The organism is Mycobacterium sp. NGS67, assembly GCF_059812185.1.
Map to the genome: position 1 here is coordinate 20523 of NZ_JCALCF010000028.1, position 23425 is coordinate 43947.

Consider the following 23425-nt stretch of genomic DNA (forward strand, 5'->3'; position numbering starts at 1 on the left):
GCGGTTTCCTGCGCAGCCCGCTCACGCAGACGCCGCACGCTGTCCCCGCAATGCATCACACGCGGCCTCGAAACGCGCCCACTCGTCGGGACGTGGCCGCACCCCGTCGTTGACCAGGGCGTAGCTACCTACCTGCATTCCCGGCGCGAGCGGCGCCAGCAATCCCGCGATCATTCTGATCTGTCCCGCCGGGCTGTCGGCGAAGCTCTCGAATACCCTTTTGCGGATCCATGCCAGCGCATCGTCCACACCGGCCGCCAAGTCCAATGCGGGGACCCGCAGTGCTCCATTGCATCCGAGAACCTGCTGATCGAAGCGGTCTTCCCAACACTCGGTGGCCCAACCCCTCCACACTTCCGGAAGGGCTTTGAAGATTCCCATCGCATCCGCGGTCTGCCACACTCCGACCGTCTTGCGCGCAACGTCGATGTGGACGCCCCCCTCCGGGATCTTGCCGAGAGCCACCCGCCGCAGGCCGCGACCGGGCAGCAGGTCGAGCAGTGCGGGTCCGTGCCAGGACTTGTTGAGATCGCCCCACCACAGCGGCCACATCCGAACGCGGCCGGCGGCATCGACGACGGACACCAAGTGGCACATGACGTTCAGGTCGTCGGCGAGCTTGATCCCCGGCTGGTCGTCCCAGGATTGGAGTCGCAACTGCGCGCCGACGTAACCGGCCAGTTCGATGGTTCCGTCGTAGGCCCACCCGATCGAGTAACCCGGCCACACCGCGGCAAGCACGCTCATCATCGCCCGGCGTTCGGGCATGCTCACCATCAACCCGTCGCCGAAGAACAGCAGCCGGCGGCGGTCGAGGTCGACCACTGCACCGCCGTCGGCCCACAGCGGATCCACCCAGTCGTTCTTCGCGCACGGTCGCAGCGACTGCACATAGCGCAGCGCGAGATCCGGTCCACCGATCAGCGCATCAAGCATCCGACAACCCGCCCAATGCGAGTAATACAGTTGCCAGTCTTGATCTTTCACGATCACGAAGTTCGCCCGGTTTCCCATCTCGGCCCCAATCCGCACTGGCGCGCTTCTGACATCGCGCCGACTGAGCCAAGCATCACGCAGGGGTCCGACAACAACGCCGGCAATCCGCCGCGCACGACGGAGTCATCCACAGTGGGCAACTTGTCCACAGGCGGAGTTCTTGGCCCCGTACCATGGCCGAGACACCAGGCACCGACGCGAGCGACGCAATGACAGAGCAAGGCATGGACCCGCTACTGCTGGGACAGCGCGTCGTCGCGATTCTGGAAACGGGTCTGCGTAGCGCGACCTACAAGCTCGCCACCCTGATGGCGCTCGTCGACTTCAGCATCGAGAACCTTCCCGACCATCCCGACCGGGCGCTGCGGGTTTCGATCCCGGACCTGGCCCACCGGGTGCTGCAGATCTACTGGCGACAGGTCCGGCCGTTCGACGGGCATGAACTACGGCAGGTCCACGGTTCGAAAGCACGAATCCTGATGGCTACCAATCACTTGCGGTCAGCTTCCGGGGCCGGCGGAAGCGGCTTGGCGCTGGAAGTAGCGATGACGAGAGTCCCCGAGGTCTACCAGGAGACGATCGACAAGATCGCGCTGTGTCTGGCCCAGCAACCGCTGCACCGACTGCAACGATTGCCCGGAGCATCATGCAGCGACTCGTTCCTCTACGACGACTCGTTCCTGCACGACCAGGTATCCCGGTCGACGCTGCGGGCCCACGGCGACTCGATAGAACTGCGCCCCGGCGTGGCCTACGGCCTGGCACGGCTCGCGGGGCTACTCAAGCCCGCACTGGAGATGATGTGGGTCGAGGACGTACGGCGCATGAACAAGTTCTTGGATGCCGAGGTTCCCGACGTCGCGGGTCACCTCTTCGGCCGCGAGCGAACAGCTTTGGCGATGGTCCGCGAACCCCTCAAGGATGCTTTCGGTGCCCGCTGTTTCTACTGCGGCGCCGACCTGCCGGCGAGCAACCCGATCGACCATGTGCTGCCTTGGTCACTGGTCGGCATCGACGGTTTGGCCAACCTGGTGCTGGCGTGCGCGCGCTGTAATGGCGACAAGAGCGGCGCATTGCCCGCCGTCGATATCATCGACCGCGTCCTGGGGCGCGACCGGAATCTGTTGGAACAGATCGCAAGCGAGATCCAATGGCCGACCCAACGCAGCCGGGTTGTCGCCGCCGCCCGGGGTATCTACCGCGGCCAACCGTCCGGTGTACCGACGTGGTCCGGGTACCGCACGAGTACACGTCTGGACATCAGCACGCCGCCGTGGTGGATCCGAATCGATTGCTGACGCCGGCCGAAAGAACGGATCGTCAGCATCGGCCCGCACCCCCCGCGGCGAAAGTCCGGCGAATCGCCGGTTCCGGGTAGCCGGCGTCGGCAGCCGCCCGTCGCACCGCGTCCGCGACCACCGGCGCTCGGTCGGCAGGCGCCAGCGCGATCACGGTGCCTCCGAAACCGCCCCCGGTCATCCGGGCACCGAGCGCACCCGCGTGCAGTGCGCTGTCAGCCAGCAGATCGATGTGCTCGGTGGTGATGCCGAAGTCGTCGCGCATCGACCGCTGGGAGGCGGTCATGATCTGTCCGGCCCGAATCAAGTCCGAATCACTCAGTGCGGCAATGAATTCCAGCACCCGGTCGTTCTCGGTCAGCACGTGACGGGCACGTCGCGCATCGATCGGATCGATCACCGCATCCAGCGCCGCTAAGCCGCGGTCCTGGACGACGCGCAGCGACGACGCACCCAGGTCCCTGGCCGCCCGTTCGCACGCCGCCCGTCGCGCCGCATACTCTCCGTCGACGTGTCGGTGCCGGGACCGGGAGTCGATGAGCAGCAGCGTGACACCCGAAGCGTCGGGGTCGAACGGTACCGGTTGGACGCTGATATCCCGGAAATCGATCTGTAGCGCGGTTTTCGGCCTGCCCTGCAGCACCGCCAACTGATCGAGCAAACCCGTTGGGGCACCGATGTAGTCGTTCTCTGCCCGCTGCGCCACCCTGGCCAACTCGGTGGCGCCGAGATCGACGCCCGCGGCCGCACCCACCGCGCCGAGGACCGCGCACACCAGCGCGGCCGAAGAGGCCAAGCCCGAACCGCTTTCGACGTCGCTGGTTATCGACATCGTCCCGCCGGGAAGCACGTGGCCGGCCGACCGAAGCGCCCAGATCGCCCCCGCGACATAGGCGGCCCAACCCGCCACCTCGCCCGGCTCGGTGTCCAGCGGGATCCGAACCGCGCCCTGCGCACGATCGCTGGTCACGGTGACCGCGTCGGTGCGCTCAGGTGCGAACGCGGCGACGGTACGCTGCGGCAACGCGATCGGCAGCGCGAACCCCAGGTTGTAGTCGGTGTGCTCGCCGATCAGGTTGACCCGCCCCGGCGCGGCGTAACGGACGGTCATGCGCCTGATTCCCGCAATCGTGCGGCCACCGTCTCCGGGATGACGTCGCCGATGAAGGCACCCATCGCCGACTCGGCGGACGCCAGATACTTCAGTTTGGTGGCGCTGCGCCGAATCGACATCAACTCGACGTGGAAATAGCCGTCCTGTTGCGCATCGGTGTACTGGTGCAGCGCCGACATGTACGGCAGCGGCGCCGAATACATCCGGTCAAACCTGCGCAGCATGTCCAGATAAATCCGGGCGAACCCGTCCAACTCTGCGGCACTGAAGTCAGTAAGGTTGCGCAACAACCGATTTGGGTAAATGTGCACCTCTACCGGCCAGCGTGCGGCGAACGGCACGAACGCGGTGAACAGTTCGTCGCGAGCGACGACGCGACTGCCGTCCGCCAACTCGGCCGCCAGCAGGTGCGCAAACAGGTTGTCGCCGTTCAGTTTCCGGTGCAGGCGGGCTTGCCTCAGCATGGTGTCGGTGCGGGGGGTCAGATAGGGGTAGGCGTAGATCTGGCCGTGCGGATGGGTCAGGGTCACCCCGATCTCCTCGCCGCGGTTCTCGAAGCAGAACACCTGCTCGATCCCGGGCCGCGCCATCAACTCGGCGGTGCGGTGCCGCCACGCCTCGACCACCAGCCGGGCGTGGGCCGGGTCCAGGTCCGCGAAGGATCCGGTGTGTTCGGCGGAGAAGCAGATCACCTCGCAGCGGCCGTGCCCCGGCGCAGAGACGAACCCGGGTTCCTGCGGTGGTGCGACGGGCCCGACGCCGCAGAGGCTGGGAAACCGATTCTCAAACACGACCACGTCGTAGTCGGCGGCCGGGACCTCGCTGGTCATCCCGGTCTCGCCCGGGCACAGCGGACACGATTCGGCCGGCGGCTTATAGGTGCGGTCCTGCCGCTGTGCGGCAACGATCACCCACTGGCCGGTGGTCCGGTCGTACCGCAGTTGCGATGGGGCCGGGTCGCGGCCAGGCAGTGGCCGGCGATCGGGTACCGGCGCGGGAACGTGCGAGGGCAGCGCGAAGAAAAGGAGATCGCGGCCGTCGGCCAGGGTCCACCGCGTCGGCTCCGTCACGGCCGTCGCAGGGCGTTGACGAACACAGTGCGCGGGGTGGTGTCCTCGACCCCGGCAGGCACTCCGCGCCCATAGCCGGCCATCAACTCTTGCGCCGGCGTCACCGTCGCATCCCAGCCGTGCCGGCCCAACCAGCCGCCCACGTCCTCGCGTTCCTCGAAATACCACAACTCGTCGGTTCTCGGGATCTCGCGCTGCGGTTCGACTTCGGCCAGCAAGACGCGCAGGCGATCCATCCGGTCGCGGCGTCGCGCACGCACTTCCGGGTCCATCCAGTCCGGGCCGGGCGCCTCCACCGCGATCCGGCTACCGGCCGCACTGAGCCCCTGGATACGGTCGAACAGTAGCTCGTGGGCAGTCGCCGGCAGGTAGGGCAGCAGCCCTTCCACCGACCAGGCACTCGGTCGCGAAGGATCGAACCCGGCCTGTTGCAGTGCGGCCGGCCAATCCTGGCGTAGGTCCACCGCGACAGCGACCCGCTTGCAGGTGGGCGACGCACCATGTTCGGCCAGTGTCGAGGCCTTGAAGTCCAGTACCTTCGGTTGGTCGAGCTCGTAGACGGTCGTGCCATCCGGCCACGCCAACCGCCAGGCCCGCGAATCCAATCCCGCGGCCAATATCACCACCTGATCGATCCCCGATCCGGCGGCATCGGTGAAGAACGTGTCGAAAAAGGCTGTGCGAGAAGCCATGTAGCCCCTCATCGACCCCATCCGGGTCCGCAGTTCGGGATCGGCCTCGAGAACCTTCTCGGGCAGATCTGGTCCGGCGAACCAGTTCCACACGCCATCGCCGACAGCGTCCAGGAATACCCGTGCGAACGGATCGCTGATCAGCGGATCGTCGCTCTCCGTTTCCGCCGCGCGGGCCGCGGCCACCCCCAACGCAGTAGCTCCCACGCTTTCGGTGATTTCCCAGCTGTCGTCGTCTGTCCTCGCCACGTCCGCGCCCTTCCGTTGTCGACACTCGACATTAGAACGCCTCAGCCTGCGCAGATGCGCACCCCGGCTTCGCGATTGATCACAGCGCGTCGCCGGTGTCCATCAGCCCCATGACGCATGACTCCGGTTAAGTTGTGTGCGGGCCGCTAAGAGACACGGCGCAGCCGAAGGATCTATGGACATGCGAGTTGACGGACGCGACATCACGGTGTCCGGCAGCTTGCTGCAACCGATGACCCGGCGCACCAACGACATCATCCGGCTGGCGCTGGCGGCCGTCGCGCTGGTGGCAGTGGTGACCAGTTCGCTGATCACCCGTCCTCGGTGGGTGGCGCTGGAGAAATCCATCTCCCAAATCGTCGGAGTGCTGACCCAGACCCAGTCCGACCTGGTGTACCTGGTCTATGGCATCGCGATCCTGGCGCTGCCGTTCGTGATCCTGATCGGCCTGATCGTCTCGCGCCAATGGAAGCTGCTCGGCGCATACGGCGCCGCCGCGCTGATGGCCGTTCTCCCGCTGTCCATCAGCAGCAACCGCATCGCCGCGCCGCGCTGGCACTTCGACCTGTCCGACAAACTCAGTTCGCTGCCAGAGCAGTTCCTCGACGACCCGCGCTGGATCGCGATGCTCTCCGCGGTGCTGACCGTGTCGGGGCCCTGGCTACCGGCCCGCTGGCGGCACTGGTGGTGGGGACTGCTGCTGGCGTTCGTACCGATTCACCTCGTCGTCAGCGCCATCGTCCCGGCGCGCGCGGTGGTCGGGCTGGCGGTGGGCTGGTTCGTCGGCGCGTTCGTGGTGCTGGTCGTGGGGACCCCCGCCCTGGAGGTGCCGCTGGAGGGTGCGGTCCGCGCGATGGCCAAGCGTGGCTTCCTGGTGTCCAGGCTGCTGGTGGTCCGGCCGGGCGGGCCCGGTCCTCTGGTGCTGTCCGCGGAATCCACCGATCCCGAAGCCAGAGCGGCGGTCGAGCTGTACGGGCCTCATCAACGCAGCGGTGGCGCCCTGCGGCAACTGTGGTGGAAGTTGCGGCTGCGCGGATCCGAGACGGCACCGCTGCAGACCTCGCTGCGCCGCGCCGTCGAGCATCGCGCGCTGATGGCCATCGCCATCGGGGACATCGGCGTTGCCAACACCGCGACCATCGCGCTGGCCGCACTCGACCGCGGCTGGACGCTCTACGCGCACAAGCCCGTCCGAGGGGTGCCGCTGGACGAATGTGCCGGCCAGACGCCGGTCGCAAAAGCGTGGGAATCCCTGCGAGTCCTCAACGATCACCAGATCTCCCACGGAGACCTGCGCTGCAACGAGATCACCGTCGCCGACGGCTCCGTGCTGTTCGGCGGTTTCGGTTCGGCCGAATACGGTGCCACCGACGCCCAACTGCAGTCCGACATCGCCCACCTGCTCGTGACGACCTCGGCGTTGTACGACGCGCACTCCGCGGTGGCCGCCGCGATCGACACGTTCGGCAAGGAAACCATCCTCATCGCTTCTCGGAGGCTGACGAAATCCGCTGTGCCGAAACGCATCCGGCAGTCGGTCGCCAACCCGAAGGGCGTCATCTCCGAAGCCCGGGCGGAGGTGAAACGCCAGACGGGTGCCGATCAGATCAAAGACGAGACGATCACCAGGTTCACCCGTGGCCAGGTCATTCAACTGGTCCTGATCGGGGCGCTGGTCTATGTCGCGTACCCCTTCCTCAGCACCGCGCCGACGTTCTTCTCCGAACTCAGTCACGCCAACTGGTCGTGGGCGCTGCTGGGCCTGGCGGTGTCGGCGCTGACCTACGTCGGTGCGGCCGCCGCGTTGTGGGCCTGCGCGGACGGGTTGGTGGGTTTCTGGAAGTTGACAATCGTCCAGATAGCCAACACCTTTGCGGCCACCACCACCCCGGCCGGAGTGGGTGGGCTTGCCCTCAGTACCCGCTTCCTGCAGAAGGGTGGGCTGACCGCGCTGCGGGCCACCGCCGCGGTCGCGCTTCAACAAGCCGTGCAGGTGATCGTCCACGTCGCGCTGCTGATCATGTTCAGCGCGGTGGCCGGGACGTCGACGGACCTCTCGCATTTCGTCCCGGATGCCACTGTGCTGTACCTGATCGCCGGCGTCGCGCTGGGCATCGTCGGCACCTTCTTGTTCGTGCCCAACCTGCGGCGCTGGCTGGCCACCGAACTACGGCCGAAACTCAAAGAGGTGACCAACGACCTCGTCGAGCTCGCCAAGGAGCCGAGACGCTTCGCGCTGATCGTATTGGGCAGTGCCGGAACAACTCTCGGCGCGGCACTGGCTTTGTGGGCCAGCGTCGAAGCATTCGGTGGCGGCACGACGTTCGTCACCGTCACGGTGGTGACGATGGTGGGCGGGACCCTTGCATCGGCCGCCCCCACACCCGGCGGGGTCGGCGCCGTCGAGGCGGCGCTCATCGGTGGGCTCGCCGCCTTCGGCGTTCCCGCGGCGATCGGGGTGCCCTCGGTGTTGCTGTACCGGGTGCTCACCTGCTGGCTACCGGTGTTCCTCGGCTGGCCGGTGATGCGCTGGCTCACCAAGAACGAGATGGTCTGAGCACGCGCGCCGTTCAGGACCACTACATCCCGGAGAAGAACATCAATCAAGTCCCGGTCCACCGCGGCGACCTGCCCGTCCCCCGCCGCGGCGTTCCTTTTTCGGCAAATGGACTTACGGTGGTGGACATGACAGATCAGTCGTATGCGGTAGACATCGGACATCCTCCAGAACCCTTGCTTCGCGCGGTCAACCCCGTGTTGAAGTCCTTGTTACGCACTCCGCTCGCGGGGCCGCTGCGCAAGCAGCTGATGGTGCTGAACTTCACCGGACGAAAGTCGGGAAAATCGTTCTCGATCCCGGTGAGCGCCCACGTGATCGACAACGATCTGTATGCGCTGGCCGGCGCCAACTGGAAGTACAACTTCAAGGGCGGCGCCCCCGCGCAGGTGGTCTACGGCGGCAAGACCCGCACGATGCGTGGCGAAGTCGTCGAAGACCGTGGCACCACGTACGACCTCTATCTGCGCTGCGCGCAGTCCTACGGAGTCAAGCAGGCGCAGCGGATGATGGGGCTGAAATTCCGCGATGACCGCGTGCCGGCCCGGGAGGAGTTCGCCGAGGCGATCGACCGGCTGAAACTGGTAGCGATCAAGTTCACCCCGGCCGGGTAGCAGTTCTCTTTGCGCACAACGTTGTTGAGCGGATGACGCTCGCCGCCACATTCCAGCGGGTACGAACCTGGACGATCGGTTCCGATCCCGGCTTGCTTCGCCTCAGACTGGCCATCCGCGCCACCACAGCGTTGGGTTGTTCGCTGCTGGCGATGTACGTGTTGACCACCGCGACAAGGCAATCCCTGACCGTCGCGCTGCTCGGAGCTGTCATCACCATGGTCGCGGCCCGGTCGGTCAACGAGCCGGACCCGCGGCGGCAACGCATCACCATGGCGTTGCTGCCGGTGCCGGCGACGCTGTCCATCACCGCGGCCGCCCTGCTGTCGCGCCACCAGCTCGTCAGCGACATCGTCTTCGTGGCAGTGGTGTTCGTCGCGGTCTACATCCGCCGGTTCGGTGCGCGTGGACAGGCACTGGGCATGGTCGCGTTCATGGCTTACTTCTTTGCCCTGTATCTACGTGCGGGCCCGCATGAGTTGCCGTGGATGATCGCCGCCGTGCTGGTGGGCACGTTGTGCACCTTCCTGACGACGACCTATGTGCTGCCCGACCATCCGGATCGTTTGCTACAAGCCACCATTCGCTCGCTGCGGGCCCGGATGGCGATCCTGGTCGACGCCACCGCCGAAGTATTGCGGGCGGACCGGCTCAACGAGCGACGCCGACGCCGGATGCGCACCCGCATCGCGCGGCTCAACGACACCGCGTTGATGGTGCAGGACCGGCTCGAAGACAAGTCCAATCCGGCCGCTACTTCGCTCGGGGAACGCTTGGCCCCGTGGCTGTTCGACGCCGAACTCGCCGTCGAATGGGTGGCGATCGCCGGTCAGCGGGTGGCGCTGGCCGCCATGCACGGGCCGGCCATCCCGACTGCCGTCCGCGCCGAACTCGTCGCCGCCCTTTCCGAACTCGGCTGGGCCATCAGGGTTCCCAGTCCCGACGGCCTACGGGCCGCAGCCGACCGGGCCCAGGGTGTGCTCGACGGCCAGCCCGCCACCTCAGAAGAGCCCGGCGACGCTGCCGTCCGTCGGCTTGCCATGGCGATAATCGGCGCTGCCACAGCCACTTCGGAGGTGCGGTCGCTGATCGAGGAAGCCGCCGACGCCACCGGACCCGCGACGGAGCCGGACGACGATTCCGATGACGACGTCCAGGCGGCCCGAAGCGGCCTGCTGCCCACGACGCGGCAAGCCATCCAGGCCTGCACCGCGGCGTCGCTGGCCATCGTCGCCGGCGACGTGGTGTCACCGGATCGCTGGTACTGGGCGGTGATCGCGGCGTTCGTGGTCTTCGCCGGCACCAACACGTGGGGCGACACCCTCACCAAAGGTTGGCAGCGCCTGCTGGGCACGGCGCTGGGCGTGCCCTGTGGAATGCTGGTCGCCACCGCCTTCGACGGCAACACGGTCGGGTCGGTGGTGATGGTCTTCGTCTGCCTGTTCTGCACGTTCTACTTCATGCAGGTCACCCAGAGTCTGATGGCCTTCTGGATCACCACGATGCTGGCGCTGCTGTACGGACTGATGGGCCAGTTCAGCCTCGACGTCTTGGTGGTGCGGATCGAGGAGACTGCGGTCGGGGCGGTCATCGGCGTCGCCGTCGCGATCCTGGTGCTGCCCACCAATATCGGCACCACAATCCGCAACGACACCCATGAGTTCCTCACTGCATTGTGCGCCCTGATCGAAACGTCCATCGCGATAATGTTCGAACACGACGCAGCGGGCAGCCCCACCGAACAGGCACGCCAACTCGACCGGAAGCTGCGGCAGTACCGGGCGACCGCCAAACCGCTCCTGGCCGGTGTCGCCGGGTTGGCGGGCCGCCGCAGCATCCAGCGCGAGCTTCGGTTGTTCGCGGCCTGCGATCGTTACGCCCGAGTCCTGGCCCGGCGCAGCGAACAGTACCGAAACCTCGACTGCCCCGACGAGGTCGCCGACGCCGTGACCGGCGCCGCTGTGCAGGTCCAGCACAACATCGATGTGCTGATCGAGACCCTCGACGGCACGCAGCCGGAGGGCCTGGTCTCGGCGGCCGACGCCCTCGACGCCGCCGAGGCACTGGCTCGGGATTTATCGGCCCTGTACCCGCTGCGCCAGATAGACCGGATCGTCGTCGCCGCCGCAACTCACCTGGACCCGGATGCGCTTTTCATTGGTGCACAACATCATTGAAGACCTACTGACGCGGCCATGATCTGCCGAGCAGGTCGGCCAGCTGGATGGCGACCTGACTGAGCATCAACTGAACCTCCGGCCGCTGCTCCGGGGGCAGGGCGTCGACACCCCGCTGCACGATGGTCGTCTGCTGACTCAGTTGGTTCAACCGCTGCTGTCGCTCCGCCGGACTCAGACTGTCCCAGCTGGCGTGCAAATCCGATGTCTGCTGCTGCAGCTGTTGCACCTCGGCGCGGGGATCGGCCCTTGCCGGACTGGCTGCCACCAGCGCGCCGATCAACAGGGCTCCCACTATCGCGGTGACTCTCATGAACGCCACCCTGCCGGGCTCCGCTTGCCTGATTCTTGCGTAACTGTTGCATCCGGGGGCTGGTGCCTCGTTACGATCAGCCTGATCGTTGCGTTCTGCACCTCGCCGAGGAGGTTTGAATGGCCGCCCCGAACTTGCCGCCGGGCTTCGATTTCACCGATCCCGACATCTACGCGCACCGGTTGCCGGTGGCGGAGTTCGCCGAACTGCGCTCGACAGCACCGATCTGGTGGAACGAGCAACCGCCGGATCGGGGCGGATTCGGCGACGGTGGCTACTGGGTGGTGAGCAAGCATCGCGACGTTCGCGACGTATCGCTGCGCAGCGACGTCTTCTCCTCGGCGGAGAAGTCGGTGGTGCCGCGCTACCCGGAAGAGTTGGCGCAGGCCCAGATCGAGCTCGGACGGACGTCGATGATCATGATGGACGACCCCGAGCACAGCCGACTGCGCAAGATCGTCGCGCGCGGGTTCACCCCCCGCGCCGTCGAGCGGCTGCGCGCCGACCTGACCGAGCGAGCGCGGCAGATCGCCGCGCGGGCAGCTGCGGAAGGATCGGGCGATTTCGTCCGGCAGGTCGCCTGCGAGTTGCCGCTGCAGGCGATCGCGGGACTGCTCGGGGTTCCGCTGGAAGACCGCGAACAGCTTTTCGACTGGTCCAACCAGATGATCGGCAGCGACGATCCGGAGTTCGCCGACCACGATTCGCTGACATCGGCGGCCGAAATGATGTGGTATGCCATGCAATTGGCGGAGCGCAGAGCCAAGGACCCGGGCGCAGACATCGTCACGACGCTCATCCAGCCGGACGCCGACGGGCACCGGTTATCCGAGGCCGAGTTCGGCATGTTCGTGGTGACGTTGGCGATCGCCGGCAACGAGACGACTCGCAATTCGATCACCCACGGAATGATGGCGTTCACCGACTTCCCCGCCCAATGGGAGCTGTTCAAGGCCCAGCGACCGGGCACCGCGGCCGACGAGATCATTCGTTGGGCGACGCCGATCACCGCGTTTCAGCGAACCGCGTTGGTGGACACCGAAGTTGGCGGAGTCTCGATCAAGAAGGGCCAACGGCTGGTGATGTTCTACCGCTCGGCCAACTTCGACGAAGAGGTGTTCGACGACCCCTACACCTTCAACATTCTGCGGTTCCCGAATCCCCATGTCGGATTCGGCGGCACCGGCGCGCATTACTGCATCGGCGCGAATCTGGCCCGCATGACGATCGACCTGATGTTCAACGCGATCGCCGACACGATGCCGGATCTGACCTCGCTGGGCGAACCCGAGCGGCTGCGATCACCATTCATCACCGGCATAAAGCACTGGCAGGTCGAGTACGGGACGAGGTGCCCGGTCTGATCGAGGCCGTCCCGATCAATCGGGTTCGTCGTCGTCGTCGTCGGGTATCAGCAGTTTCTCGGCGTGGTGGAAGGTGTTGATTCTGGGTTGGCCGTGGTCGAGGTGTGGTGGGGGGATCCATTCGGTGTGGCCTTGGGTGTTGGTGCGGGTGGTCCAGCCTTTTTCGGCCAGTCTGTTATCGGGGCCACAGGCCAGGGTGAGGTCGTTGATGTCGGTGCGGCCGGTTTGGCGCCAGGCGGTGACGTGGTGGACTTCGCTGTGGTAGGCCGGGGCGTCACAGCCGGGTCTGGTGCAGCCGAGGTCTTTGGCGCACAGCATGATCCGTTGGGCCGGGGAGGCCAAACGTTTGGTGTGATAGAGGGCTTGGGGTTTGGCGCCGTCGAAGATCGCCAAATAGTGGTGGGCGCCGCCGCCGGCCATGCGGATCAGATCACTCATGGGTAGGCGGGAGCCGCCGCCGGTGCGCGCCCATCCCGCGGCGGCTTCCAGTTCTGCCACGGTGGTGGTGGCGATGATGGTCACCGGCAGCCCGCGGTGGCGGCCCAACTGCCCGGAGGCCAGCAGTGCGCGTAGCCCGGCCAGCAGCGCGTCGTGCTGGCGTTGGGGTCCCGAGCGGGTATCGCGCTGCGCCTCATCGGCGTCGGGTTCGCCGTCCACGCGCGGTGCCTCGTCGTTCGGGTTGCACATCCCCGGTGCGGCCAACTTCGTCCACGCCGCTTCGATCGCGGCCCGCAGTTCCGGGGTGACCAGCCCGCTCAGGCGCGACATCCCGTCGAACTCCTGCTTGCCCAGCATCAGGCCGCGCCGGCGGGCGCGCTCCTCCTCGGAGTAGTTGCCGTCGGGGTGCAAATAGGCCATCACTTCCTGGGCATAGGTCTGCACTTGTTCGGGGCGAAAGTGGGTGGCCTTGTCGACCAGGTCGGCTTCGGCGTCCTGCCGGGTGCCCGCATCGACCGTGTCCGGCAGATGGGCCAGGAATTTGCGGATCAAGCGGATGTGTTCATCACCGATGAGTCCGGCGCCTTGGGCGGTCGCGGTCGCGGTGAGCAGCGGCCCCAGCGGCTCCCCGGACAGCGCCCGGCGCGCGCCGAGATCTTTGGCTTCGGCGATGCGCCGGCCGGCTTCGGCTTTAGAGATCCGCAACCGATCAGCCAACGCGCTGCGCAGCTTGCCGCCTAACTCCTCCTCGGCGGCGTGGGCGGCGAGTTGGTTGATCACCGCGTGCTGGGGTGTGCGCAGTTGGCGGGCTGCCCGTTCCAGGCGCGCCAGAGCCCGCATCCGCTCCGGGGTGGTGAACACCTCAAAGGACAACGCGCACAAACGATCCACATCTGCATCGAGTGCATCGAAGACCTCCACGATCTCTTCACGCGTGCTCGCTGCCATACCTCAAATTCTAGGAACCGGCACCGACAACTCCCCGGCCCCGACGACATACCTGTGCATAAACCTGCAACTGTGCATAAGCCCGTGTGGTGGCTCCAAATTCATTGCGGAATCGTGAAATTCACCCAACATCCTCGCGGCGGTACTCGCGTCCACGCTCGGCCCGCTCCCAGAGCACCCCGTCCCCGGCAGACACGCCATCCCTGATCAGCTCGCGCTTGAGGATCTTGTTGGTCGCGGTGCGCGGCAACTCGGCGTTGATCCGCACATATCTCGGCCACGCCTTCGGCGACAAGTCGGGCTGGGCAGCCAGGAAATCGCCGAACTGGCTGGGAGACAGCGACGCTCCGCTGTTGAGCACGATTGCGGCCATCACCTGATCCCCTACCCGCTCGTCGGGAACGGCGTACACCGCAACGTGGTTGATCTCCGGCAGGCGCTGCAGGATGCGCTCGACAGGACCCGCCGCCAGGTTCTCACCGTCCACTCGCATCCAGTCCGCGGTGCGTCCGGCCAAGTAGATCCAGCCCTCGGCGTCGCGGTAGGCGAGGTCACCCGACCAGTACATACCGTGTCGCATCCGCTCGTCGGTGGCGGCGGCGTCGTTGTAGTAGCCGCTGAAACCGCCTGCGCCATAAGTATTCACCAGTTCACCGACGGCGTCGTCGAAATTGGCCAGCGCACCGTGCTGATCGAAAACCGCTGCGGCGCACTCGGTCCGGGTTTCCGGGTGGTACACGCTGACACCCGGATATCCCTTGCCGATGGAACCCGGCGGTGTCCCGTCCTCACGCATCACGACGACGGCGAACTCGCTGGATCCGAAACTGTCCACCACCCGGCATCCGAAACGCCTGGCGAACTCGTCGAGGTCACGCTCGGTTGCCTCGTTGCCGAACGCGGCGCGCAGCGTGTTGTGGGCGTCGTCGGGACGCTCCGGGGTGGCCAGCACCAGCGCCAGCGGCTTGCCGACGTAGTTCATGTAGGTGACGCCGTAGCCCCGGATGTCGGCGAGGAATCGTGACGGGGAGAATCTGGCGGGCACCATCGCGGCACCGGCGCTGATGGCAACGGCCCACCCGGCCGCGACACCGTTGGAGTGAAACAGCGGCATCGCGAGATAGCACACGTCCGCGGCGGTCAGCTCGAACCGCTCGGCCAGGCTGGCGCCGCACATGACCGCCATCGCGTGTGCGAAACGCACCGCCTTGGGGTCGCCGCTGGTGCCGGAGGTGAAGATCATCATCACCGGGTCGGCGCCGGAAACCTGAATCGGCACAAGGGGTTGCGCGGCAGTCACCGCCTCGCGGTATTCGGCGCCGTCGACATTCAGGACGGGCAGATCCAGCCCGTCGAGCAACGCCAGGTGTTCGGTATCGACGAGCACCAGTTGACTGTCCGACCTCCTGATGTCGGCGGCCAGCCCTTGCCCGCGGCGGGTCGTGTTGATCCCACACAGCACATACCCGCCGAGCGCAGCCGCGGCCATCGACCGCAGCATGGCCGGCGAATTGCCCAGCAGCGCAGCGACATGCAGCGGCCGCGCCGGATCGAGCCGCTCCAGCAGCACCGACGCCTCGGCCGCAGCTTCGCCGAGGTGCTCGCGCCAGGTCCACGTCCGATCCCCGTCCCGCACCGCGACGGTGTCGTCGTCCATCCGCGATCGCAGCAATTGCTGCACCGTCTCAAACATCGGCCGGCCGGTATCGCAACAGCGTGATCTCATGGCCTGGGACGTCACAGAAGACGGGCGCAACCCGCATGCCGATACGGATGTCCTGCGGGTCGACATCCACCAACTCGGCGCTGACCCGCGGTCCGGCATCCCATTGCACGACGGCGAGCAGCTGCGGCAGCTGCTCAGCCCATGGCGGCCCCGTCGGGCGCCGCGCAACGGTGTAGGTGTACAGCGTTCCCGCGCCGTCGATCTCGCGCCATTCCAGGTCGTCGGCCAGGGTGCCTGGTGCCAGTGTGCGCGGATAGAACACGTACCGGCGCGACGACGGCGAGTACTGGATCAGTATCTTGTGCTCGCGCAACGCATCCCAGAACGGTTGGGATACCGGTGTCGGCTCAGGCAACGGTCGGCTCATGTCAGTCACCTCCTAGCACCAGGGCCACCTGCTCGCTCATGATGCCGCCGTTGCCGGTCACGAACGCGGTGTCGCAGTCGCGCACCTGAGCATCGCCGGAGCGGCCCATCACTTGCCGCGCCCCGTCGACCACGTGATGCATGCCGCCGGCCATGCCGGCCTGCCCGAACGACAATTGGCCCCCGGCCGTGTTGACCGGAAAGTCGCCGCGGAAGGTCAGGTCGTGCTCGGTCAACCATTGCATGCCTTCGCCTTTGCCGCAGAAGCCGGCGTCCTCGAGGGTCATCAGCACCGTGATGGTGTAGCAGTCGTAGATCGAGGCGACGTCGACGTCGGCACGGTCCAGTCCCGCCATTGCGAAGGCTTTTTCGGCGGCACGGGCGATCGGCGTGCGCATGAGATCGTCGGCGTAAGTGGGGGTCTTGAACCGGATGTGTTCGCCGAAGCCTTTGATCCAGACCGGCCGGTGGCGGGCGCGGCGCGCTATCTCGGCGTTGGCCACCAGCACGCCGGCCCCGCCCTGAACCCGCATCACGGTCTCCAGCATGTGGATTGGGTCGGCGATGACCGGACTGGTCAAGACGTCGTCGACGGTGAGCGGTTTGCCGTGGAACACCGCGCCGGGGTGGGCGCAGGCATTGGTCCGTTGCTGCACCGCGATCCTGGCCAAAGCGGCTGCATCGTAACCGTATTCGGCGGCGTAGCGTTGGGCGATCTGCGCGTACGGGGCGTTCTGGCCGACGTTGCCGTACGGGATCTCGAATTCAGCCTGCGGCGAGCCGTAGTTGTTGCTCGACGCGCCGTACCAGCCCAGCGTGCGGCCGGGTCGTTGCTCCGAGCGGGGGATCTCCAGGGATCCCGGCACCACCGCGAGCACCGCATCGCACACGCCCAGTTCGACCGCCGCTGCGGCGCGCCACACCATCCCGGCGGCCGTCGCACCGCCCAGGTCCACCCGGTCACCGAAATCCAGCGGGATCCCGAGATACTCCGACAGCGTCGCCGGTGCGAACATGTCCGACTCGGCGATGCCATGGCACGACAGTCCGTTCACCACAGTGGGTTCCACGCCGGCATCCTCGATCACCAGCTTGGCGAGCAACGCATACTGATCCAACGTGAAGGACGCCGGGCGGGTCTGGCGCCGCTCCGCCGGTAGTTCTGCGATGCCTATGATGGCGGCCTCGCCGCGCAGGCCGCTCACCGAATGTTCCTGCGGGGCAACAAGACGCTGGCTGTGCCGGGCATCAACACCTCGTCGCCGCGTCGACAGGAGATGTCCAGGTCCACGATGCCCTCCCCCTTCCCCGTCACGACACCTCCGAAGGTCAACTCCTGCCCGGGGTAGGCGATCGCGCGATTCTGCACCGAGAAACGCAGCAACCGCCCGGCACCACCGATCCAGTCGGTCAGGGCACGCGACAACAGCGCCGCCTGCAGTGGTCCCTGGACCAGTACGTCGTCGTAACCTTCGACGTCGCGGGCCCACGCCTTGTCGTAGTGGATGCGGTGCCCGTTGTAGGTCGCGGCGCTGAAGAAGAACATCTGCGTCTCGGTCACCGTGACTGTCAACGGCGTTACCGAAGAACCGATTTCGATGTCCTCGTAGTACAGCTGTCCGGTCATGCGGGCCTCGCGATCATCGAGGTGGTCGCCTCGGCGAGCAGGTCACCGCGCTGATTGCGGTATTCGCTGCGCCAGGTCACCAGCACGAACCTGCCTGACCTGCCCTCCTTTTCGGTGATGGCGTCGACGGTACGCACCAGTTCGACCTGATCCCGATGATAGGCGGGCAGATGGAACGTGGTGCTCTCACCGCCAGCCATCCGCCTTGGCGCCCGCGGGAAGGCCAGGCTGCCGGTGACGGCGCCCGAAGATCCGTCTGGGCGCAGGTTGTCCAGTGTGGCCACACCGAGGACCGCGTACTGCAGAAACAACGGCGGACAAATCACGTCGCGGTAGCCGTGCGCGCGTGCGTGGTCGGCGTCGAACCACAGCGGGTTGCGATCATCGACCGCGGCGGCCCAACGTTGCCAGTCCCGCTGGTTCACTTCGCCGCTGGCGGTGGCGACGACGGTGCCGACGCTCGCGGCGGTTTCCGGATCGATGAGACTGTCAGTCACTGGTTGCATCCCAATTCATCTCGTCCTCAAGCCATCTCGCGGCAATATCGGCGCCGCCTCCCAGGGTCGCGAGCACTCGGGCACGCTCGGAGAACAGGTGCAGGTCGGTGTCGACGACATAACCCATGCCGCCGTGCAACTGGTGGGCATCCAGCGTGATCTGCTTGACCCGACTTGCGTGCATCCGCGCGATCGCTGTCTCCCGGGTGCCGGTGCGGCCGCGGCCGATCCAGCACACCGCCGAGTGGGCGGCCAGCCGGGCAGCCGTCAGCGCGATGTGCATGTCGGCCACCAGGTGCTGAGCGGCCTGGAACGACGCGATGGGACGCCCGAACTGCTCACGCATCTTGGTGTGGTCGACCGTGCGCTGCAGCACCCCTTCGGCCACCCCGGTCAGATCCAGGCAGAGCAGCGCCAGGGTGGCGTTGACCACCCGGCGCAGGTCCGACTGGGTCAGACCCGCAGCGCCGGCGAGAATTCGGCGGGGGTCGTCGATCAGCACGTCCTCGAAGCGCAACGCGAAAACGGGGTGCGCCCCCATCACTTTCAAGGGTTCCGCCGAGATTCCGGACGACGAGGTGTCGACCACGAGTCCCTGTGCGGCGCCGCCGGTGTCGGCAGTGACGACAATCAAGTCGGCCAGGTCGGCGTCGGCGACGAAATCCACCGTGCCGTCCAGACGGTAGCGGCCGTCGGCGTCGCGGCGTGCCTGTAATGACGGCGTGAGGTCGGCCGCGTCGCGCGGATTGCACAACGCAACCGTCCCGCGGGCGCTGCCGGACGCCAGCGCCGGCAGCCACGCTTTCCGGGCGTCACCTCCGCCCAACCAGTCGATGGCGAGCGCGGCATGGATGCTGCTGTGCACGATCATCGGGCACAACGCACGCCCGGCCTCCACGCTGAACACGCCAAGTTCACCGAGTCCGCCGCCAGCACCTCCGAGCGCTTCCTCGACCGCGAGCCCCAGCACGCCGGACTCGCCCAGCGCCTTCCACAGCGATGGCGTGACGCGGTCCCCGTCCGGTGGCTGCAACCCGCGAGCCGGAGGCGCCGGACACCCGGCGGCCAGCAGCTTGCGGCACATCGCCGCAAGGTCACGTTCGTCCTGATCGGGTATCAGCCGCATGCGATCACCGGCCGTAGGAGGGCAGGCGGTATCCCCGCTGGGCGATCACATCGCGCAACACCTCGTTGGTGCCGCCACCGAACCGCATCAGCGGCGACACCCGGTACAGGCGCTCGAAGAAGCCGTCGAGCGGCGCGGCGGTACTGCGATGCGCGAGCAGCCCGTCGGGTCCCAGTAGGTCGATCGCCAAATCCGCTATCCGCTGGCGCAATTCGCTGGTGAAGATCTTCTCGACGCTGACCTCGACGGTGGGGATGGCACCGGAGTCGAGCAGCGAGGCCGCCTCGTAGCCCATCAGCTTGGCAACTTCGACGTCGGCCTCCGCCGCGGCGAGACGGCGCCGGAACGCCGGGTCGTGGGCGGGCACCGTCCCGTCGCGAAGTGGTCGCACCGCCAGCGCGATCACATCGTCGAGGGCGCGGCGCAGATCCCCGGCATTGGTCAGCGCCCCGCGCTCCAGGTCCAACGCCCCGGTGATGTAGGTCCAACCCTTGTCGACCTCACCGATCAGGTTGGTGACCGGCACTCGCACGTCGTGGAAGAACGTCTCGTTGGTGCGGTAGCCCGACCATGCGTACAGCGGGCGGATTTCGATGCCGGCCGCGTCGATGGGCACCATGATCACCGAGATGCCGCGATGTCGCGGTGCATCGGGATCGGTTCGCACGCACAACCATTCGTGGGTGCAGCGTTGAGCCCCGCTGTTCCAGATCTTGGATCCGTTGATCACCCATTCGTCGCCGACGCGTACCGCGCGGGTTTTCAGAGCGGCAAGGTCGGTGCCGGCGTTGGGCTCGGAATAGCCGACGGCGCAGATGATCTCGCCGCGTGCGATCGGCGGCAGGAACTCGGTCTTGTTCTGTTCGGTGCCGTGGCGCATGATCATCGGTGCGACCGAGGTGACGGTCAGGTCGGGCCCCGGCACGCCCCAGTATTCGAACTCACTCATCAACAGGTGCTGATGCATGGCGGTGAGCCCGAGTCCGCCGTACTCGCGCGGCCAGTTCAGGCCGAACCAGCCGCGCTCGCCGATCTTGCGACGGAATGCCGACACCTCGCCGCCGCGAAACTCGAGGTCATGCTCGGCCAGCTCGGCGCGCAACGCCGCAGTGACGTTCTGCCGAAGGAACTCACGCACCTCGGCCAGCCAGGCGCGCTGCTCGTCGTCGAGCTCGAAGTCCACACCGGCGACACTAGTCCCACCCCGGTTGCACCTGGTCGGACAGGCCCACGGCGGCGCGCTTCGACCCGGTCAATACCCCCGACCGGTTCTAGACCATACGTTGTTCACATTCTGTATGCCGCGCGGGCGATCGGGCCAGCCTCCCGCAGTGATGTCGTTGACAGTGCCCGCTATCGGCCATACATTGTTGGAGATGTTGTCCGCGCGGCGGTGTGCCGGCGGATTCGCGTTCAGTCGGCGGGCACCTGCAGTTCGAACTCGAGGAGACCGCTATGACCGTGGGCACCGCTGCGCCAAGTGTTTTCGAGGCCGATCTGCCGACCCTGGCCTACGAGGCCACCGAGATCCCTGCCGATGTCTACCCGCGCATCCGGACCGCGCAGCGCCAGGCGCCGATTGCGCTGGGCCCTTTCGGTCCCGAGGTGCTCTCCTATCACCTGGTCCGCTCGGTGCTGCGCGATCCGCGCTTTCAGATCCCACCCGGCCTGAATCTCGTTGTGCAGGGCATCACTTCGGGGTCGCTGTGGGACAAGGTGACCAACAGCTTGTTGTGCCTGGATGGCGCTGCACACCATCGGCTGCGCAGCCTGACGTCGAAGGCGTTCACGCCGAGAGCGACTTCGCGCCTGCACGACACGATGGTGTCGACGATGGACAGCCTGGTCGATCGGGTGGTGCAGCGAGGCAGCTGTGACGTGGTCACCGACCTCGCGCGGCCGTATCCCGTGCCGATCATCTGCGCTCTGCTGGGCGCGCCCCGCGAAGACTGGCAACAATTTTCGTTCTGGGCCGATGAGATCTTCAAGGCATTCAGCTTCATAGCGGGTGTCCGCGAAATCGAACCGGCCGTGATGCGCGCATGGGCCGAACTCGACCGGTACGTCGACGAGATGGTGGCGCGCCGCCGACACAGCCTGACCGACGACCTGCTTTCCGACCTGATCCGCGCCGAGGACGACGGGGACCGCCTCGCGCCCGCCGAGTTGCGCATGCTGGCCGGGGGTCTGTTGCTGGCCGGTACCGACACCACCCGCAATCAACTGGCGGCCTGCGTCCAGGTGCTCTGTGCGCATCCGGAACAGTGGGACTTGTTGACCGAACGTCCCGAACTGGCCATGCATGCCGTCGAGGAGACAATGCGTCACTCGCCGATCGCCTGCGGAACCCTTCGCCTCGTGAACCAGGATGCCGAGGTCGACGGCTACCGGTTCCCCGCCGGCACCATGATCCTGGTGAATACCGCTGCGGCCAACCGCGACCCGGCGGTCTATGAAACTCCGGAGCACGTCGACATCACCCGGGACGGAGCTCCGGCCATCCTGACCTTCGGTGGCGGCATCCACTACTGCTTGGGCGCGAACCTGGCCCGGCGCGAACTCGCCGAAGCGCTCACCGTGCTCACTCGTCGCATCAAGAATCCGCGCATCACCGGACCCGCACCGTGGAAGCCGATGGTGAGCCTGAGCGGGCCCGTCAGTCTTCCGATCTCGTTCGAAAACCGGTAGTCACCGGCCCTGGGCGCGCGTCCTTTGCGTCACGGCACGGCGGGCCGGTGCGAGGACCAGGGATGAGCCGACTCCAGTTGCGCGGCAACGCGAATCAGCACATCCTCCCGCCCGTAGGCCGCGGCAAGTTGGACACCGATCGGCAGCCCGTCGGCGTTGCGGTACAGCGGGAGGCTGATCGCCGGCTGCCCGCTCATGTTGAACGGCGGGGTGAATGCGGCGAATTCACCCCCGCGGCGCATCGGAGCCGTCGGGTGGGCCGGGTCGTTGTCGAACTCTGGCAGCGCCGGGGGCGGCTCGGCCACCGTAGGAGTGAGCAACAGATCCCAGCCGTCGGCCCACCACTGCTGCAACGCGCGCCGAAACGCGTACACCGCATCCTGCGCGACTGCGTAGTCGACGGCGTTCACTTGCTGCGCCCGTTCGATCAGGACCCAGTTCACCGGCTCGATATCCGCAGCGGTCACCTCCCGGCCCAGCGTCGCGGCGAATCCGCGTGCCGCCATTGCCATCTGCGTCGCCCAGAGTGCCATGAACTTCTGTTGCAACGTGCTGTCGGCAAGACACGACGGCCACGCCGGCTCGACAATGTGCCCCAGCCCCTCCAGCATCGACGCCGAAGTGCGCACCGCCGCAACACAATCCGGGTGCAGGAACCCGCCGCGCGGATGGACGTCGAGCAACCCGATCCGCAAGCTGCCCGGGTCGGCGCCCAGCTCCTCGACGTAGGGCCGCTGCGGTGCGGGTGCGATCACGCTGTCACCGACTCCGGGACCGCACACCGCATCGAGCAAGCCCGCCGTGTCACGCACCGTACGGCTGACACCCAGCTCCACCCCCAGGCCCACCTCGGCCCGCCGCGGGCCGACCGTGATCCGCCCCTGACTCGGCTTGAGCCCCACCAGTCCGCAGCATGACGCCGGAATGCGGATGCTGCCGCCGCCGTCGGATGCGTTGGCGAACGGGACCATCCCCGCCGCCACCGCCGCCGCGGCACCGCCACTGGACCCACCCGGGGTGCGGTCCAGCGCCCACGGATTGCGGGTCGGGCCCCATGCCAACGGCTGCGTCGTCGGCAAACTGCCCATCTCGGGACTGTTCGTCCGCCCGGCGATCACCAGTCCGGCCGCCTTGAACCGGGAGACCAATGTGGTGTCGGCGGTGTCGCGCTTGCCCGCCTCTTTCAGCGCCACATTGCCGTTGGACAACGTCTGACCCGCAAAGCTCGTGTAGAGGTCTTTGAGCAGAAACGGCACCCCGCGAAACGGACCGTCGGGCAGCGACGGGTCGGCCGCCACCGACCGGGCATGCTCGAACCATTCGATGACCACCGCGTTCAGCGCAGGGTTGGACAGCTCGATCCGTTCGATCGCCGCATCCAGCAGCTCGTGCGGCGTCACCTCGCCGGCGGCGACCAGCGCCGCCTGGTCCGTGGCGTCCATCCAGCGCGTCTGTTCGGCAAGACCAGTCATGACTGTTGGTCTACCAGGTCCGCCCTTGCATCAGGCGTGCGCTATCACAGCAAAACATCCGTGCAAACTCGTAAGACCGCGAGCCGTGCACCG

Annotated in this window: 20 protein-coding genes; 6 read left to right on the forward strand and 14 right to left on the reverse strand. The window is 66.8% G+C overall.

What is annotated here, in order from left to right; genetic code table 11:
- Positions 1 to 21 precede the first annotated feature (21 nt).
- Positions 22 to 987 carry a hypothetical protein gene (locus AC5Y4D_RS21770; RefSeq protein ID WP_499944355.1) on the reverse strand — a complete coding sequence of 322 codons (966 nt, stop codon included), beginning with the start codon at positions 985 to 987 and terminating at the stop codon, positions 22 to 24.
- A gap of 182 nt (positions 988 to 1169) precedes the next feature.
- Between AC5Y4D_RS21770 and AC5Y4D_RS21775 the strand changes: the two genes are divergently transcribed.
- The gene (locus AC5Y4D_RS21775; protein WP_500038178.1) at positions 1170 to 2294 is read left to right on the forward strand and encodes a DUF8808 domain-containing protein; all 1125 of its coding nucleotides are present in this window, start codon (positions 1170 to 1172) and stop codon (positions 2292 to 2294) included.
- Between the two features lie 22 nt (positions 2295 to 2316).
- Here the strand turns inward: AC5Y4D_RS21775 and AC5Y4D_RS21780 are convergent, their stop codons facing one another.
- From AC5Y4D_RS21780 to AC5Y4D_RS21790, 3 genes are read right to left on the reverse strand one after another with little or no spacing between them, the layout of a single operon-like run.
- The gene (locus tag AC5Y4D_RS21780; protein ID WP_499944353.1) at positions 2317 to 3405 is read right to left on the reverse strand and encodes a galactokinase; all 1089 of its coding nucleotides are present in this window, start codon (positions 3403 to 3405) and stop codon (positions 2317 to 2319) included.
- A complete protein-coding gene (galT, locus tag AC5Y4D_RS21785; RefSeq protein ID WP_499944352.1) occupies positions 3402 to 4478 on the reverse strand; it encodes a galactose-1-phosphate uridylyltransferase in 1077 nt (358 codons plus the stop codon). Before galT ends, AC5Y4D_RS21780 begins: the two co-directional genes overlap by 4 nt.
- The gene (locus AC5Y4D_RS21790; protein WP_499944351.1) at positions 4475 to 5419 is read right to left on the reverse strand and encodes a class I SAM-dependent methyltransferase; all 945 of its coding nucleotides are present in this window, start codon (positions 5417 to 5419) and stop codon (positions 4475 to 4477) included. Before AC5Y4D_RS21790 ends, galT begins: the two co-directional genes overlap by 4 nt.
- 181 nt (positions 5420 to 5600) lie before the next feature.
- Here AC5Y4D_RS21790 and AC5Y4D_RS21795 point away from each other — a divergent pair, with 181 nt between their 5' ends.
- From AC5Y4D_RS21795 to AC5Y4D_RS21805, 3 genes are all read left to right on the forward strand, one after another.
- Positions 5601 to 7976 (forward strand): lysylphosphatidylglycerol synthase transmembrane domain-containing protein, encoded by a 2376-nt coding sequence (locus AC5Y4D_RS21795; RefSeq protein ID WP_499944350.1) that lies wholly within the window; start codon positions 5601 to 5603, stop codon positions 7974 to 7976.
- A gap of 128 nt (positions 7977 to 8104) precedes the next feature.
- Positions 8105 to 8590 (forward strand): hypothetical protein, encoded by a 486-nt coding sequence (locus AC5Y4D_RS21800; protein ID WP_499944349.1) that lies wholly within the window; start codon positions 8105 to 8107, stop codon positions 8588 to 8590.
- A 32-nt stretch (positions 8591 to 8622) separates the two neighbouring features.
- Positions 8623 to 10767, forward strand: coding sequence for an FUSC family protein (locus AC5Y4D_RS21805; protein ID WP_499944348.1), 2145 nt, complete (start codon positions 8623 to 8625; stop codon positions 10765 to 10767).
- Between the two features lie 4 nt (positions 10768 to 10771).
- On the opposite strand, the gene AC5Y4D_RS21810 is transcribed toward AC5Y4D_RS21805, so the two are convergent.
- Positions 10772 to 11080, reverse strand: coding sequence for a hypothetical protein (locus AC5Y4D_RS21810; RefSeq protein WP_499944347.1), 309 nt, complete (start codon positions 11078 to 11080; stop codon positions 10772 to 10774).
- A 119-nt stretch (positions 11081 to 11199) separates the two neighbouring features.
- Between AC5Y4D_RS21810 and AC5Y4D_RS21815 the strand changes: the two genes are divergently transcribed.
- Positions 11200 to 12444, forward strand: coding sequence for a cytochrome P450 (locus tag AC5Y4D_RS21815; protein ID WP_499944345.1), 1245 nt, complete (start codon positions 11200 to 11202; stop codon positions 12442 to 12444).
- Between the two features lie 15 nt (positions 12445 to 12459).
- Here AC5Y4D_RS21815 and AC5Y4D_RS21820 read toward each other — a convergent pair whose 3' ends face one another.
- From AC5Y4D_RS21820 to AC5Y4D_RS21855, 8 genes are all read right to left on the reverse strand, one after another.
- Positions 12460 to 13830, reverse strand: coding sequence for an HNH endonuclease signature motif containing protein (locus AC5Y4D_RS21820; RefSeq protein ID WP_500038179.1), 1371 nt, complete (start codon positions 13828 to 13830; stop codon positions 12460 to 12462).
- 121 nt (positions 13831 to 13951) lie between these two features.
- The gene (gene fadD1 / locus AC5Y4D_RS21825) at positions 13952 to 15523 is read right to left on the reverse strand and encodes a fatty-acid--CoA ligase FadD1 (RefSeq protein ID WP_499944343.1); all 1572 of its coding nucleotides are present in this window, start codon (positions 15521 to 15523) and stop codon (positions 13952 to 13954) included.
- Positions 15516 to 15923, reverse strand: a complete 408-nt coding sequence (locus AC5Y4D_RS21830) for a Zn-ribbon domain-containing OB-fold protein (RefSeq protein WP_499944342.1) — start codon at positions 15921 to 15923, stop codon at positions 15516 to 15518. The genes fadD1 and AC5Y4D_RS21830 overlap by 8 nt, the downstream gene beginning before the upstream one ends.
- A gap of 1 nt (position 15924) precedes the next feature.
- Entirely contained in the window at positions 15925 to 17127 is a 1203-nt protein-coding gene (locus AC5Y4D_RS21835) for a thiolase family protein (protein WP_499944341.1), read from the reverse strand.
- A complete protein-coding gene (locus tag AC5Y4D_RS21840) occupies positions 17124 to 17549 on the reverse strand; it encodes a MaoC/PaaZ C-terminal domain-containing protein (protein WP_499944340.1) in 426 nt (141 codons plus the stop codon). The genes AC5Y4D_RS21835 and AC5Y4D_RS21840 overlap by 4 nt, the downstream gene beginning before the upstream one ends.
- On the reverse strand, positions 17546 to 18046 hold the full coding sequence (locus tag AC5Y4D_RS21845) for a MaoC family dehydratase (RefSeq protein ID WP_499944339.1): 501 nt from the start codon (positions 18044 to 18046) through the stop codon (positions 17546 to 17548). Before AC5Y4D_RS21845 ends, AC5Y4D_RS21840 begins: the two co-directional genes overlap by 4 nt.
- A complete protein-coding gene (locus tag AC5Y4D_RS21850) occupies positions 18039 to 19172 on the reverse strand; it encodes an acyl-CoA dehydrogenase family protein (protein WP_500038180.1) in 1134 nt (377 codons plus the stop codon). Before AC5Y4D_RS21850 ends, AC5Y4D_RS21845 begins: the two co-directional genes overlap by 8 nt.
- 4 nt (positions 19173 to 19176) lie before the next feature.
- A complete protein-coding gene (locus AC5Y4D_RS21855; RefSeq protein ID WP_500038181.1) occupies positions 19177 to 20355 on the reverse strand; it encodes an acyl-CoA dehydrogenase family protein in 1179 nt (392 codons plus the stop codon).
- Between the two features lie 272 nt (positions 20356 to 20627).
- Between AC5Y4D_RS21855 and AC5Y4D_RS21860 the strand changes: the two genes are divergently transcribed.
- On the forward strand, positions 20628 to 21860 hold the full coding sequence (locus AC5Y4D_RS21860) for a cytochrome P450 (RefSeq protein WP_500038182.1): 1233 nt from the start codon (positions 20628 to 20630) through the stop codon (positions 21858 to 21860).
- Between the two features lie 29 nt (positions 21861 to 21889).
- Here the strand turns inward: AC5Y4D_RS21860 and AC5Y4D_RS21865 are convergent, their stop codons facing one another.
- A complete protein-coding gene (locus tag AC5Y4D_RS21865) occupies positions 21890 to 23332 on the reverse strand; it encodes an amidase (protein ID WP_500038183.1) in 1443 nt (480 codons plus the stop codon).
- Positions 23333 to 23425 lie beyond the last annotated feature (93 nt).

What these genes read in the sequence shown, in the direction of transcription:
- AC5Y4D_RS21820 (WP_500038179.1), bottom strand. Translation starts at nt 13,830, where the DNA reads ATGGCAGCGAGCACGCGTGAAGAGATCGTGGAGGTCTTCGATGCACTC.
- AC5Y4D_RS21815 (WP_499944345.1), top strand. Translation starts at nt 11,200, where the DNA reads ATGGCCGCCCCGAACTTGCCGCCGGGCTTCGATTTCACCGATCCCGAC.
- AC5Y4D_RS21860 (WP_500038182.1), top strand. Translation starts at nt 20,628, where the DNA reads ATGACCGTGGGCACCGCTGCGCCAAGTGTTTTCGAGGCCGATCTGCCG.
- AC5Y4D_RS21795 (WP_499944350.1), top strand. Translation starts at nt 5,601, where the DNA reads ATGCGAGTTGACGGACGCGACATCACGGTGTCCGGCAGCTTGCTGCAA.
- AC5Y4D_RS21775 (WP_500038178.1), top strand. Translation starts at nt 1,170, where the DNA reads ATGGCCGAGACACCAGGCACCGACGCGAGCGACGCAATGACAGAGCAA.
- AC5Y4D_RS21800 (WP_499944349.1), top strand. Translation starts at nt 8,105, where the DNA reads ATGACAGATCAGTCGTATGCGGTAGACATCGGACATCCTCCAGAACCC.
- AC5Y4D_RS21865 (WP_500038183.1), bottom strand. Translation starts at nt 23,332, where the DNA reads ATGACTGGTCTTGCCGAACAGACGCGCTGGATGGACGCCACGGACCAG.
- AC5Y4D_RS21830 (WP_499944342.1), bottom strand. Translation starts at nt 15,923, where the DNA reads ATGAGCCGACCGTTGCCTGAGCCGACACCGGTATCCCAACCGTTCTGG.
- fadD1 (WP_499944343.1), bottom strand. Translation starts at nt 15,523, where the DNA reads ATGTTTGAGACGGTGCAGCAATTGCTGCGATCGCGGATGGACGACGAC.
- AC5Y4D_RS21840 (WP_499944340.1), bottom strand. Translation starts at nt 17,549, where the DNA reads ATGACCGGACAGCTGTACTACGAGGACATCGAAATCGGTTCTTCGGTA.
- AC5Y4D_RS21805 (WP_499944348.1), top strand. Translation starts at nt 8,623, where the DNA reads ATGACGCTCGCCGCCACATTCCAGCGGGTACGAACCTGGACGATCGGT.
- AC5Y4D_RS21810 (WP_499944347.1), bottom strand. Translation starts at nt 11,080, where the DNA reads ATGAGAGTCACCGCGATAGTGGGAGCCCTGTTGATCGGCGCGCTGGTG.
- AC5Y4D_RS21780 (WP_499944353.1), bottom strand. Translation starts at nt 3,405, where the DNA reads ATGACCGTCCGTTACGCCGCGCCGGGGCGGGTCAACCTGATCGGCGAG.
- AC5Y4D_RS21850 (WP_500038180.1), bottom strand. Translation starts at nt 19,172, where the DNA reads ATGCGGCTGATACCCGATCAGGACGAACGTGACCTTGCGGCGATGTGC.